Below are 12,151 nucleotides of genomic sequence, written 5' to 3'. Positions count from 1 at the left end.
GCCGGACCTACAGTGATAGCAGACATCGCACACAGGAGGTCGTCATGTTGCTGGGTCATCCGGTCTTATTCAAATCGCTGTGCTACGTGGATGGACGCTGGGTTCATAGCGCGAGCGCCGCGAGCGTCGCGGTGCAGAATCCCGCGAATCAGGAAGTGCTCGGCCATGTGCCGATGCTCGACGCGGCGCAGATCACCGCCGCGGTCGATGCCGCGCAGCGCGCGTTCGACGCGTGGCGCTGGGTGCCGGTCGCCAAACGCTCGGCGCTGCTGTTGCGCTGGCATGAACTGATTCTGCGTCATCAGCAGGATCTCGCCGCGATTCTGTCGCTCGAACAGGGCAAGCCGCTTGCTGAAGCGCGCGGCGAAATTGCGTATGGCGCGAGCTTCGTCGAATGGTTCGCGCATGAGGTGCGGCGCCTGAATGGGCGCACGATTCCGACCCATATCGATGGCGCTCATCTGGGCACGATCATCGAGCCGGTCGGCGTGGCCGCGCTGATCACGCCGTGGAATTTCCCGTGCGCGATGCTCACCCGCAAGGCCGCTGCCGCGCTCGCCGCCGGTTGCACGGTGGTCGCGAAGCCCGCACACGAGACGCCGTTCTCCGCGCTCGCGCTCGCGCAACTCGCCGAAGAAGCGGGCTTTCCGGCCGGCGTGTTCAACGTCGTGCTCGGCGAGCCGCAAATGGCGATGGAAACACTGGTTTCAGATAGCCGCGTGCGCTCGGTCAGCTTCACCGGCTCGACGCGTGTCGGCGCCCTAGTGATGCAAACGGCCGCGCGGGCAGGCATCAAGAAGACCGCGCTCGAACTGGGCGGCAACGCGCCTTTCATCGTGACCGAAGATGCGGACCTCGAACAGGCCGTGCGCGTCGCGGTCGCGGCGAAGTTCCAGACCTCGGGCCAGGACTGTTGCGCGGCAAACCGGATCTTCGTCGCGCGTTCGTTGTATGAAGCGTTCGTCGCGCGATATAGCGATGCCGTGAAGGCGTTGAAAGTGGGGGGCGCATTCGACCCGAACGTGGACGTCGGCCCGCTGATGCACCAGGCCGCGTTCGACACGACCGTGCAGCGCGTCGCCGACGCGCGTGAGAAGGGTGCGCGCGTCACGGTAGGCGGTGCGGCGCACGAGCGCGGCGGCTGGTTCTTCGAGCCGACCGTGGTCGCCGATGCGGCGCCCGGCATGCGCATTTACGACGAAGAAAATTTCGCGCCGATCTCGGCGGTCACGCCGTTCGATTCGCTCGACGAAGTGGTCGAACGCGCGAACGACACCGAGTATGGACTCGCCGCCTACGTGTGCGCGAAAGATCTGAACACCGTGTTTCAACTGATCCGCCGACTCGACTTCGCGATGGTGTCCATCAACGGCGCGAAATTCACCGGCGCACCGATTCCGTTCGGCGGCATCAAGTCGTCGGGGCTTGGACGCGAAGGCGGCGTCGAAGGCTTCGAGCCGTTCGTCGAGACACGTTATTTCTGCCTTGGCCAGCTTGGCTTGCCGGTCAGCGACAGCGCCCCCGCTCGTGCCGCTGCACATGCGATGGCGACGGACGCAATGGCCTGAACCTACCGATTCATTCATCCAGACATCACACGAAGGAGCGACCCATGACTCAATTCGATCAACTGCTGAGCGCCGATCGCGCGCACTTCATGCATCCGTCGACGCACGCGCACGATCACACGAGCGGCGCGCTGCCGGGCCGGATCGTGACCGGCGCGAAAGGTATCCGCATCGAGGACCATCAAGGCAAGACTTTTATCGATGCATTTGCCGGCCTTTATTGCGTGAACATCGGCTACGGCCGCACCGAAGTGGCCGAAGCGATTTACGAGCAGGCTAAGAAGCTCGCGTATTACCACACGTATGTCGGCCACTCGACCGATACGATCATCGAGCTGTCGTCGCGCATCATCGACTGGTCGCCGCAAGGCATGAAGAAGGTGTACTACGGCATGTCCGGCTCGGACGCGAACGAAACGCAGATCAAGCTCGTTTGGTACTACAACAACGTGAAGGGCCGGCCGAACAAGAAGAAGATCATTTCGCGCGAGCGCGGCTATCACGGCTCGGGCATCGTCACCGGTAGTCTGACCGGTCTGCCGAGCTTCCATCAGTTCTTCGATCTGCCGATCGAACGCGTCAAGCATACCGTGTGTCCGCACTGGTATCGTCGCGCGCCGGCCGGCATGAACGAAACGCAGTTCGTCGCGTACTGCGTCGACGAACTCGAAAAACTGATCGCGCGCGAAGGCGCCGATACGATCGCGGCCTTCATCGGCGAACCGGTGATGGGCACGGGCGGCATCGTACCGCCGCCGGCCGGTTACTGGCCCGCGATCCAGCAGGTGCTGAAGAAGCACGACATCCTGTTGATCTGCGACGAAGTGGTGTGCGGTTTCGGCCGGCTCGGCTCGAAGATGGGTGCGCAGCACTACGGCATTCAACCCGATCTGATCACTGTCGCGAAGGGTTTGACGAGTGCTTACGCGCCGCTGTCCGGCGTGATCGTCAGCGAAGGCGTATGGGACGTGATCGATAAGGCATCGCAGGAATCGGGTGCGTTGGGGCATGGCTGGACCTATTCGGGCCATCCGATCTGCGCGGCGGCGGCGCTCGCCAACCTCGAGATTCTCGAACGCGAGAACCTGATGCAGAATGCGGCGCAGACTGGCGCTTATCTGCTGGCGCAATTGCATGCGGCGTTCGACTCGCATCCGCTCGTCGGCGAAGTGCGCGGCGTGGGCATGCTGGCCGCGCTGGAGTTCATGGCCGACAAGGATGTCCGCACGCCGTTCGATGCGGCGCTGAAGGTCGGGCCGCGTGTGTCGGCTGCCGCGATGCAGCGCGGACTGATCGCGCGGGCGATGCCGCACGGCGACATTCTCGGCTTCGCGCCGCCGCTGGTGACGTCGCGCGGCGACGTGGACGAGATCGTGAAGCTGACACGCGAGGCGGTGGATGAGGTGGCGTCGCAGGTGTTTGCGCCGGCTGCTTCGCTTTGATCAAGTGAGGTGAAAGAGAACCCCGGCTGCTGTCTTGTCATGCGGTCGGGGTTTTTATTTGCTTCGTGCGGTAGTGGCGCCATAGCTTGACGATCGTCACGTAGGCAAGCGTTGCCACGATCAATTCAATAGTCATCCACACTACGAAATATAGCATCCGAAGCACGCTACCATGCGAGCGCCTCGCTTTCCGTCCACGGATAGGGGTATGGGTGGACATAATGGATCGACAGAACGAAAAGGCCGAAAAATAGCGCGACCTGAGATCGCAAGAACAGCTACTTCGGCGCGGAAAGATTCAGTCGCGCGGCCAGATCCGGATGCGCTTCGCCTAGACATCGAAGTGCCAGCGCTCCAAGCTTGCGGGCCGATTCGTCATCCAATGGAGTTTCCGGTGCTTCAGGAATATCGAGGAACATCGCCCGATCCAGGGTTGATTGAATGGCACGACGCGACACGTTGCTCATTTTGAGCGTATTCGTGTCGTCGTCGTAGATAAAGACGACAGCAAGGTCTCGGACCATCAATAGCCTCTGCACTGGTTGTATGTTTCAAAAGCACGTTGCTCGCACGCAAAGCGAGTTCTCAAATCGCCGCCGTATGTTTTTGACAGCATCTTGCACGCGATCATATTGCGCTCATATTCCATCTCGCACTCGATCTCTTGCCGTTCGCTCACACCGCGTGCACCAAGGATCGTCACATCTCCGACTGTCGACGTGTCAGAATACTCGAACGGCTGGGCATTGCCCAGATTCTGCGGCACGCGCGGGCTGCTGCCATATTGCGAGCGTGCCATGCTAACGTCGTCCGCTTGTTGCGCGCGCCCGCGACAATCGCACGCCCATGCGTAACCAAGGGCTTTGGCCATTGCGTAACCGGTCGAATACGACCGAAGCCTATCCTGCGGAAACCATCGGGGTAGCAAGCCGGACTCAGAGATCAACGAAACGCGGCAACAGGTGCTGATCGGCGAGGCGGATTTCGATATCGTTTGCCGCCTTGACATGCTCCCGGTTGTTCACGTCAAAGACTTCATCCGTCACGCTTACGATGATCGTGCCTTGTTGTCCGCCGTCGCGCATGACCTGAATCAGGGCGCGCGCTTCTGGCACCTGGGCCAGCGTGAGAACGTGCGGCAGGTAGAGCATCCAGCTTACGCCTGGGCGGTCGTCGAAAACAGCTTCAGTAGCGTACTTACGCGGTCCAAACGTCACATAAAGCGACTCATAAATTCCTACCGTTCTCGCTATAACTTCAGCAACGGATTTGTAATCGCCCAATCTAGATGAGTGACAATTTTTCTCACTCATCTCCAGATCAATCATTTGGGAAATTTCCCCCCCGCCATCGAACGAAACGTAAGCGGTGGCTCCTTCTTCCTCTGATTCGGTGCCATTCCAAATTCCGATCGATTTTGTCGCGCTCTGACTTACATTTTTGTATTCATTGGACAATGCGAGAATCGCGGCCTTAGATGGCTCATTGTTCTCGTAGACGTTGCACTGCAACGCCTCCACGATCGTATCAGCTTGAATATACCAATTAGCCAAGGTGCTGTCTTTTTGTGAGATTAAATCAACAAGAAGTCGCAGCCGGCGAATGTGAAATTCAAAGGCCGAAGAGGAAACGGCGCCGCTATCACGATGTTGTGCGAATAGATTCATGATTGAATCAAGGTTGATTGACAGACGGCACTCCGGCGATCCGAAGCGTCGAAAGCATATATTGCCTCGTCTTTGGGGTCTGGAAATACCACATTAGCCTTGCCGGAGGATTGGCGCGCACTTTAGCCCCTTGGTCTATTATCTGGTCCGCCATTTTCTTGAAGCCCGCGAAAAACGGCTTTGGCTTATCATTCCCTCCGATAAATTGGTCATAGTTCCCCTTGGCTTCCTGCAAGAGACATTGGGAGGGCTGAAACCCATCGAAGTCTGTGCCGAGCCAACTCCACTCCATGCTCCAGCCCTGGCTGGTCTCCTTGCCATTTCCGTCCGCGACTATCCCATACTCAAACGCTGTTATGCGGGCCTGGTAACGTCGCGGCTTGGGATTCATATTGTGGTTTCGCCGCACTTTTTCACCGCTCTTTTCAGGCGGGCACTTGCACGGTCTTTCTCGTTCGCGGCTCCGGTCACGCGGCAGTTCGCCCCATCCGCCGTCTGCACCCGCGCCAGTGCCGCTGCTGCCCGCAGGACCAGCAGACGGTGCGGTGGTGGGGACCGGAACAGGCATAGGCATTGCCTGCGCCATTGCGTTTGCTGCGCGTGCGAGCGTCGCCGGGAATGGAATACCCATCAGCGTTTCTCCTTCATTTCCTGTTGTCTTTTACCCGTCGCCTGTAGCAGCATTTCGAATTGCTGTTCAGCCGGAACGCCTGATTTGTGCAGCCATGCCGTGACCGCCGGAAGCGAGTAAAACCCCGGCGTGGTGGCTTCCGCATACAGGAAATCGACTATCGGCACGTCACGCGTAAAGCGGAGTACCTTGGTTTGCGCGAAGGCCGCATTAAGCCGGTCGCGCAAGGTCGGATCATTGGCCAGCGCGGGATAGTCTCGCACGATATGACCACGGATAAAGTCCACATAGTTACGGTCTTCGTAGTCTTTCAGAAGCGCCCATTGTCCTTCAGTAAATTCCATTGTCGTTGATGGTGAACCGTCGTCCTTCGTTGAGGTAGTGCCACGCGTCGGCAGACCTGAAAAGCTCGCGCTCGCTCTTACCGTGGCATACCACATTGAGCGCATGCAACACCCTGGGGTCCCAGAAGCGCAGCAGGGCGGATCGTCCGTCCGGTATTCGGATACTCAGGTGTGGGCGCAGCTTTGCGGCCTGCCTTTCCAGGGTCTCTGAGGTGATCAGCCAGATCACGCCAGGGCGGGCCTGTTCGAGTTCGCGCAGCTCCGCAAGATGATCGGGCGTCGTCTTCGGATCAAACAGCCACGGCCCCGCGTGTGCGAGTGCCATGTCGCTCGTGCCCGCGAACAGCGAAACCGTCCTATCGTTTTCGGGCATCAGTTGCTGGCCGGTATGCTGCTGGTACTGGATACCGTCCACCAGCGCCAGCACGTGGCCACTGAAGTGCCGTTCCCCGTTCTTGCGAAGCTGTTCATTGACCGAGGCGGGGATCATCAGCGCTCCAGGGTCATCGCGCCTTGCCCGGCAGCGTGGATCATGCATTCGAGACAGATGGACGACTGCGGAAGCACCGACCGGGGCGTTGCGCCGTCGAGCGATATCGGGCCTTTTTTCTGCACGGCATCAGGGGCGCGTCCGCGACAATCGCATGCCCATGCGTAACCCAGGGCTTCGGCCATCTCGTAACCGGTTGCACAGGACTTCAGACTATCGAACGGAAACCACTCGCCGGTTTCGGCGTTCAGCGCCATTGCCGACGGCATTGTCGGGAAGTTTGAGTAGATTGAATAGGTGATGCGGCAAAGCTGGCACTCTTCCTTGTCCCCGGTTTCATCCTGTTTCCGTTGTTCCATTTGACCTCTGCTGATTGTTCAGAACACAGTCGAGGAATTAACCATCAAAATCACGACAAGGTCAACGGTTTTAAATTGAGATAAAGCCGCTTTGACAGGTTTTCACAATTCCAGTACTTGCCAAGCGCGAAAAAAAAGCCCGCCTTGCTGGGCGGGCTCGCATGTTCCGATTGCACCGGGAGTTACCGAAAACTAATCCGCGGCCTCCTCGCCATAATGCCGATCCGGAATCACAACGATATTCCCCACAAAGCGCTTCTCCATAAACCGCGTCTGCGCGTCGTGAAACTTCGACAACGGATAAGTCGCCGCGAGTACCGGCCGGATCGTACCGTTCTGAATATAGTCGAGCACGCGTTTGAACGCACCGCGCGTGCCCTGCGACGATCCATTCAACTGCAACTGCTTGAGATACATCGTGCGCAGATCGAGCTGCACGACCGGACCTGCGATCGCCCCCGCAGTCGTATATCGCCCCTCGGGCCGCAGTACGTTCAGCAGCTTGCCGAACAGCGCCCCGCCAACCAGATCCGCAACCACGTCGATGGGCCGGCCCTCGGTCATCCGTTCAGCGTCCGCGACGAAATCGCTACTATCGCGCAGCATCGCGCCTTGCGCGCCGAGCGCTAGCACGGCCTCTTCCTTACCCTTGCTGACGACCGCATACGGAATCGCGCCGCGCGCGCGGCATAGCTGGATGATGGCCGAGCCGACGCCGCCGGACGCGCCGGTAATCAGCACCGTTTCGCCGTGCTTGACGGCCGCGCGTTCGATCATCTGCTCGCCGGTGTGATAAGCGCACCAGAACGTGGCGAGTTCGGCGTCGGAATAGGTGCAGTCGACCCGATGCGCGTTTTCCGCGGGCACGGCCGTGTATTCGGCGTAGCCGCCGTCGCGGCCGTGGCCGATGTAGTCGATATCGGCGAGGCTGTCGTCGTCGCGGTTGTAGATCGACGCGTCGACGATCACGCGCTCGCCGATACGCGCGTCGCTGACGCCGCGACCCACCGCGACCACGCGTCCGACGATATCCGCGCCCTGAATGCGCGGAAACGTCAGCGTCGAGCGGCCGCGTCGCCACGTCGACACCGCTTGCGGATCGTCGTCGGTGCCGTAGGCGCCCTGGCGGACCCACACGTCGGTATTGTTGAGACCGCATGCGGTGACGTCGATCAGTACCTCGCCAGCCGCGCACGAGGGAACCGGCACGTCGTCGCGATAGACCAGTTTGTCGAGGCCACCGTGCGCGGTCAGCACGACGGCCTTCATCGTTTTCGGAAGCATGTTTCCCCTTTCGTTGAAACGGGCGTCGTGCTTCGCGAGTTCACGCGGGCACGACGCCCGCGCAATCACGGTTTGACGAACAGCTTACGTGGCGTCCTGCAAAAGGTCTCGACGCCGGTCCGCGTAATCAGAATGCTCTCGGTGATTTCGAGGCCCCAGTCGTCGAGCCACAGGCCCGGCATGAAGTGAAACGTCATGCCGGGTTCGAGGACCGTCTTGTCCCCAGGGCGCAGGCTCATCGTGCGCTCGCCCCAGTCCGGCGGATAGCTCGCGCCGATCGGATAGCCGCAGCGGCTGTTCTTCTCGATGCCGTATTTATGCAGCACCGCGAAAAATGCATTGGCGATGTCCTCGCAGGTATTGCCGGGTTTCGCCGCGGCGAGCCCGGCCTCGATCCCTTCGACCACCGCGCGTTCGCCTTCGATGAAATGCTTCGGCGGCTTGCCCAGGTAGACGGTGCGCGACTGCGGGCAGTGATAACGCTTGAAGCAGCCGGCAATTTCGAAGAACGTGCCGGCGTCCTTCGCGAACGGCGTGTCGTCCCAGGTCAAATGCGGGGCGGCCGCGTCGGCGCCGGTCGGCAGCAGCGGCACGATCGCCGGATAGTCGCCGCCATAACCATCGATGCCGGTAATGCCTGCCGAGTAGATCTCCGCGACGAGGTCGTTCTTGCGCATACCCGGTTCGATTCGCTCGACGATGTGCGCGTGCATCTTCTCGACGATGCGCGCGGCCACGCGCATGTACTCGATCTCGCGCGCGGATTTGACCGCGCGTTGCCAGTTGACGAGGCCGGTTGCGTCCTGCCATTTCGCGTCCGGCAAATGCGCGACGAGCGAGCGATAAGCGGCGGCGCTGAAATAGTAGTTGTCCATTTCGACGCCGATCTTCGCGTTGGCCCAGCCGCGTGCGGCGATCACGTCGCGCGCGAGGTAGTCCATCGGATGACGCGCGGTGGATTGCACGTAATGATCCGGATAGCCGACGATCTGATCGTGCTGCATAAAGACGGTGCGCTTGGCACCGTTCGCGTCCTGACCGCGGCCGAACCAGACCGGCTCGCCATCCAGCGCGAGCAGCACGCACTGATGCACGTAAAACGACCAGCCGTCGTAGCCGGTGAGCCAGGCCATATTGGTCGGGTCCGACACGATCAATAGTTCGATGCCGGCCGCCTGCATGGCCTTGCGCGTCTTGGCAAGACGCGCGGCGTACTCGTCGCGTTCGAACGGCAGGCGCACGACGGGCGCCGCGATTCGCGATTCGTGTTGCGTCGTATCTGACATCTTCCCCTCTCTCTGAGCGTGACGTCGTTGCGGAAAGTGGCGCCCGGTGCAAGTGAAGGGGGCGTCCACGGGTATCTCTCGCCGCAGTCTAATGCCGCGAAAAAACGCCGCTGAATGTGCTAGTTCAATGTTCGTGACGTTATCGACGGACGCTGCGTGTTTGTTGCAGTGCACGCTGCGCCGCCCTTGTCCGCGCGTAGAAAAGAATTGTTCTAGAGCAATCTGGATCGCAAATATGGCTGCGTATTCTGGTTCGCATTAAACGTGCGATGAACGGGATCGAATCGATATGAACACGGCGCGAGTCACCGATCTGTTGAGCGCTTCAGGCATCGCCCCGGCAAGTCTTTCCTCCGAGGAGCGCGCGGTCGCCTCCGCAAGCACGCCGGCGCGCCGAGACGAAAGCCCGGCGAGCAAGCCATTGATCCGGCTCGACCGGATCACGAAACGATATGGCGCGCTGACCGTGCTCGACGAACTGTTGCTCGACGTGATGCCCGGCGAGAAGCTCGCGCTGATCGGTCCGTCGGGATCGGGCAAGACGACGATCCTGCGCATCCTGATGACGCTGGAAACGATCGACGGCGGCCATATCGAAGTGGACGGCGAACAGTTGTTCCATATGCCGCGCGGCGGCCAGATGGTGCCCGCGAACGAACGGCATCTGCAGAAGATGCGCGAGAAGATCGGCATGGTATTTCAGCACTTCAATCTGTTTCCGCACAAGAGCGTGCTCGACAACGTGACGCTCGCGCCGATGCTGACGAAGGGCGAGAGCCGTGAATCGGCGGAGAGGCGCGCGCTCGACCTTTGCGGCGAGAACGAGGCGAGGCCACGGCAGGGTCATTTGATGACGCTGCCGTCGCTGATGCGCTGGGAGCGCTGCGTGACGCCAATCATGTTGTTTTTCCCGAACGCGCGCGACGCGTCGCCGACGCACGCGTACGGATTACCGCATCCGTTGCAGGCTTTATGGAAAACCCCGATGCCTGCATCGTCCTAGAACATCGTTGCAGGCGCGGGTCGTCGGTATCGTGGATTCGGGCGACGTTGCCTGTGTCGCATAGAAACATCCCAGGAGAAGACATGCACTACGTACATTCATGGACCGCGCAGAGCGCGCAACCGCAGGCGCGCAGCTTGCTGCGACGCGCAATCGCGGCGTCGGCACTCGGAAACGCGACCGAGTGGTTCGACTACGGTATTTACGCCTACGGCCTGAGCTATATTTCGGCCGCGTTGTTTCCCGGCAGCACCGCGCAGGCCACGTTGTTCGCGCTCGCGACGTTCGCCATTTCGTTTCTCGTACGTCCGCTTGGCGGCCTGTTCTGGGGGCCGCTCGGCGATCGCCTCGGCCGCAAGCACGTCCTCGCGTTGACGATCATCCTGATGTCGGTCGCAACGCTGCTGGTCGGACTCGTGCCGACTTACGCGAGCATCGGCTGGTGGGCACCGGTTATCCTCGTCGTTCTGCGGATGATCCAGGGCTTTTCGACGGGCGGCGAATATGGCGGCGCGGCGACTTTCATGGCCGAGTACGCGCCGGACAATAAGCGCGGCTTTTGTGGCAGCTTCCTTGAATTCGCGACGCTGTCGGGTTTCTCGCTCGGCGCGTTTCTGATGCTCGGTTGCTCCGTCGTGCTCGGCAACACGGCAATGCATGCGTGGGGATGGCGTCTGCCGTTTCTGATTGCGGCGCCGCTCGGCCTGATCGGTTTCTATCTGCGCTCCAGGCTCGAAGACACGCCGGTCTTTCGCGAGCTCGAACAAACGATGCACAAGGAGCAGCATAGCTGCGTCACGCTGAAGGCATTGCTGCGCGACTATTGGAAACCGCTGATCCAACTCGGTGGACTCGTGGTTGCTTTGAATGTCGTCAACTACGTGCTGCTCGCCTATATGCCGACTTTCATGCAGAAGCAGCTCGGCATGAGCGACAACATGTCCCTGCTCGTGCCGCTGATCGGCATGCTCGCGATGATGGTGTTTCTGCCGTTCGCGGGGACGTTCTCGGATCGCGTGGGACGCAAGAACGTCTGGTGGTTTTCGCTGATTGGCCTGTTCGTCGCGGCGATTCCGATGTTCCTGCTGATGAAGCTCGGCGTGGCGGGCGCGTTCATCGGCTTTGCGGTGCTCGGGCTGTTGTACGTGCCGCAACTGGCCAGCATCTCGGCGATGTTCCCCGCGATGTTTCCGACCCAGGTCCGTTACGCGGGGATGGCGATTGCGTATAACGTGTCGACGTCGATTTTCGGCGGCACGGCGCCGATGGCGAACGAATGGCTGGTCGCGCATACGGGCAATGCGCTGGTGCCCGCTTATTACATGATGGCCGCGTGCGTGGTGGGGGCGATTGCGTTGATCTACGTGCCTGAAACGCGCGGGTGTTCGTTGCGCGGGCAAGGCATTCCGGGGAAGCAGGAAGCGATTGTTTGAAGTGACAGGGCGTGGCCAACCGCGTATCGATGCAGTTCGGCCACGCGCGTTTGATTGAGCGTTTATTTCAGTTGGCTTTGCGCGAGCCTCGACTTCAGCAGTTCGTATTTCTCCCGCGACGTATCAGCGAACGCCGCCTCACGACTCGAACGCGTATCGTCGAATGGAATCGGTTCGGCAAACTGGCTGACCGTCAGATCCCATCTGCTGCCGTCGATCAGGTTGTAGAAGTGCGTGCCCCCCGACGTACGCGTCGTCAGAATCTCGCCGCCGAAATAGTCCTGCATGATCAGAGACGTAACGCTGCAATGATTCTGCGCGGGATTCGTCGACGACCACGCGTGCGTGGGGCTCGACGTATCGCCGGCCCATACGCGTGCAAGGACGCGGTATAGATCGATGGGCGTCGCAAAGCACTTCGATACGGCAGGCGTCTGTGCTTCCTGTGTCATGGCGGCAATCCTTCGTTCGATGAGCGGAAAAGGTCGTGGAAAACAAAAAGCCCCGTCGTTGCCGGCGGGGCTTTCTGGCGCATGTCGCTGCGAATGATGTCTAGCGGCGTATGCGTATGCGAGTCCCCACAGGCAGTCCCACGCGGGCATGCGCATGATGATGCTTTGCAGTCGGGCGGTACTTGAGGGCTT

General features: G+C 60.5%; 14 protein-coding genes. 4 read left to right on the top strand and 10 right to left on the bottom strand.

Translation table 11 applies throughout. From position 1 onward, the window contains the following. The first annotated feature begins 44 nt into the window (after nt 1-44). On the top strand, nt 45-1,568 hold the full coding sequence (locus F6X37_RS06125; protein ID WP_187610662.1) for an NAD-dependent succinate-semialdehyde dehydrogenase: 1,524 nt from the start codon (nt 45-47) through the stop codon (nt 1,566-1,568). A gap of 44 nt (nt 1,569-1,612) precedes the next feature. Further along, nucleotides 1,613-3,010 carry an aspartate aminotransferase family protein gene (locus F6X37_RS06120; protein WP_187610661.1) on the top strand — a complete coding sequence of 466 codons (1,398 nt, stop codon included), beginning with the start codon at nt 1,613-1,615 and terminating at the stop codon, nt 3,008-3,010. Nucleotides 3,011-3,288: 278 nt separating this feature from the next. Here the strand turns inward: F6X37_RS06120 and F6X37_RS06115 are convergent, their stop codons facing one another. From F6X37_RS06115 to doeA, 9 genes are all read right to left on the bottom strand, one after another. Further along, nucleotides 3,289-3,534 carry a hypothetical protein gene (locus F6X37_RS06115; protein ID WP_184040027.1) on the bottom strand — a complete coding sequence of 82 codons (246 nt, stop codon included), beginning with the start codon at nt 3,532-3,534 and terminating at the stop codon, nt 3,289-3,291. After that, nucleotides 3,534-3,809 carry a hypothetical protein gene (locus F6X37_RS06110; RefSeq protein WP_184055003.1) on the bottom strand — a complete coding sequence of 92 codons (276 nt, stop codon included), beginning with the start codon at nt 3,807-3,809 and terminating at the stop codon, nt 3,534-3,536. Before F6X37_RS06110 ends, F6X37_RS06115 begins: the two co-directional genes overlap by 1 nt. Before the next feature lie 136 nt (nt 3,810-3,945). Beyond that, nucleotides 3,946-4,677: an immunity 52 family protein gene (locus F6X37_RS06105; RefSeq protein ID WP_187610660.1), complete on the bottom strand. Its 732-nt coding sequence runs from the start codon at nt 4,675-4,677 to the stop codon at nt 3,946-3,948. A gap of 7 nt (nt 4,678-4,684) precedes the next feature. Next, the gene (locus tag F6X37_RS06100; protein WP_262413558.1) at nt 4,685-5,308 is read right to left on the bottom strand and encodes a restriction endonuclease fold toxin 5 domain-containing protein; all 624 of its coding nucleotides are present in this window, start codon (nt 5,306-5,308) and stop codon (nt 4,685-4,687) included. Further along, entirely contained in the window at nt 5,308-5,652 is a 345-nt protein-coding gene (locus F6X37_RS06095; RefSeq protein WP_184056866.1) for a hypothetical protein, read from the bottom strand. Before F6X37_RS06095 ends, F6X37_RS06100 begins: the two co-directional genes overlap by 1 nt. Beyond that, nucleotides 5,639-6,142, bottom strand: a complete 504-nt coding sequence (locus tag F6X37_RS06090; protein WP_184040040.1) for a DUF4123 domain-containing protein — start codon at nt 6,140-6,142, stop codon at nt 5,639-5,641. The genes F6X37_RS06095 and F6X37_RS06090 overlap by 14 nt, the downstream gene beginning before the upstream one ends. Further along, nucleotides 6,142-6,501, bottom strand: a complete 360-nt coding sequence (locus F6X37_RS36700) for a hypothetical protein (protein ID WP_262413556.1) — start codon at nt 6,499-6,501, stop codon at nt 6,142-6,144. The genes F6X37_RS06090 and F6X37_RS36700 overlap by 1 nt, the downstream gene beginning before the upstream one ends. A gap of 192 nt (nt 6,502-6,693) precedes the next feature. Then, nucleotides 6,694-7,785, bottom strand: coding sequence for an alcohol dehydrogenase family protein (locus tag F6X37_RS06080; protein WP_187610659.1), 1,092 nt, complete (start codon nt 7,783-7,785; stop codon nt 6,694-6,696). 65 nt (nt 7,786-7,850) lie between these two features. After that, entirely contained in the window at nt 7,851-9,071 is a 1,221-nt protein-coding gene (gene doeA / locus F6X37_RS06075; RefSeq protein WP_187610658.1) for an ectoine hydrolase DoeA, read from the bottom strand. Between the two features lie 289 nt (nt 9,072-9,360). Between doeA and F6X37_RS06070 the strand changes: the two genes are divergently transcribed. Both F6X37_RS06070 and F6X37_RS06065 read left to right on the top strand, forming a co-directional pair. Next, nucleotides 9,361-10,074 (top strand): ATP-binding cassette domain-containing protein, encoded by a 714-nt coding sequence (locus F6X37_RS06070; RefSeq protein WP_262419816.1) that lies wholly within the window; start codon nt 9,361-9,363, stop codon nt 10,072-10,074. 83 nt (nt 10,075-10,157) lie between these two features. Beyond that, complete coding sequence (locus F6X37_RS06065; RefSeq protein WP_187610657.1) at nt 10,158-11,507, top strand: MFS transporter; 1,350 nt, start codon at nt 10,158-10,160, stop codon at nt 11,505-11,507. Nucleotides 11,508-11,569: 62 nt separating this feature from the next. Here F6X37_RS06065 and F6X37_RS06060 read toward each other — a convergent pair whose 3' ends face one another. Continuing rightward, entirely contained in the window at nt 11,570-11,959 is a 390-nt protein-coding gene (locus tag F6X37_RS06060; RefSeq protein ID WP_187610656.1) for a hypothetical protein, read from the bottom strand. Nucleotides 11,960-12,151: the final 192 nt, after the last annotated feature.

It is taken from the genome of Paraburkholderia sp. 31.1, assembly GCF_014397645.1.
Classification (GTDB): Bacteria; Pseudomonadota; Gammaproteobacteria; order Burkholderiales; family Burkholderiaceae; genus Paraburkholderia; species Paraburkholderia tuberum.
The sequence above is the reverse complement of the archived record's forward strand: the minus strand, read 5'-3'. Positions and strand labels throughout refer to the sequence as shown.

What these genes read in the sequence shown, in the direction of transcription:
- F6X37_RS06105 (WP_187610660.1), bottom strand. Translation starts at nt 4,677, where the DNA reads ATGAATCTATTCGCACAACATCGTGATAGCGGCGCCGTTTCCTCTTCG.
- F6X37_RS36700 (WP_262413556.1), bottom strand. Translation starts at nt 6,501, where the DNA reads ATGGAACAACGGAAACAGGATGAAACCGGGGACAAGGAAGAGTGCCAG.
- F6X37_RS06070 (WP_262419816.1), top strand. Translation starts at nt 9,361, where the DNA reads ATGAACACGGCGCGAGTCACCGATCTGTTGAGCGCTTCAGGCATCGCC.
- doeA (WP_187610658.1), bottom strand. Translation starts at nt 9,071, where the DNA reads ATGTCAGATACGACGCAACACGAATCGCGAATCGCGGCGCCCGTCGTG.
- F6X37_RS06095 (WP_184056866.1), bottom strand. Translation starts at nt 5,652, where the DNA reads ATGGAATTTACTGAAGGACAATGGGCGCTTCTGAAAGACTACGAAGAC.
- F6X37_RS06125 (WP_187610662.1), top strand. Translation starts at nt 45, where the DNA reads ATGTTGCTGGGTCATCCGGTCTTATTCAAATCGCTGTGCTACGTGGAT.
- F6X37_RS06115 (WP_184040027.1), bottom strand. Translation starts at nt 3,534, where the DNA reads ATGGTCCGAGACCTTGCTGTCGTCTTTATCTACGACGACGACACGAAT.
- F6X37_RS06100 (WP_262413558.1), bottom strand. Translation starts at nt 5,308, where the DNA reads ATGGGTATTCCATTCCCGGCGACGCTCGCACGCGCAGCAAACGCAATG.
- F6X37_RS06080 (WP_187610659.1), bottom strand. Translation starts at nt 7,785, where the DNA reads ATGCTTCCGAAAACGATGAAGGCCGTCGTGCTGACCGCGCACGGTGGC.
- F6X37_RS06065 (WP_187610657.1), top strand. Translation starts at nt 10,158, where the DNA reads ATGCACTACGTACATTCATGGACCGCGCAGAGCGCGCAACCGCAGGCG.
- F6X37_RS06060 (WP_187610656.1), bottom strand. Translation starts at nt 11,959, where the DNA reads ATGACACAGGAAGCACAGACGCCTGCCGTATCGAAGTGCTTTGCGACG.
- F6X37_RS06110 (WP_184055003.1), bottom strand. Translation starts at nt 3,809, where the DNA reads ATGGCACGCTCGCAATATGGCAGCAGCCCGCGCGTGCCGCAGAATCTG.
- F6X37_RS06120 (WP_187610661.1), top strand. Translation starts at nt 1,613, where the DNA reads ATGACTCAATTCGATCAACTGCTGAGCGCCGATCGCGCGCACTTCATG.
- F6X37_RS06090 (WP_184040040.1), bottom strand. Translation starts at nt 6,142, where the DNA reads ATGATCCCCGCCTCGGTCAATGAACAGCTTCGCAAGAACGGGGAACGG.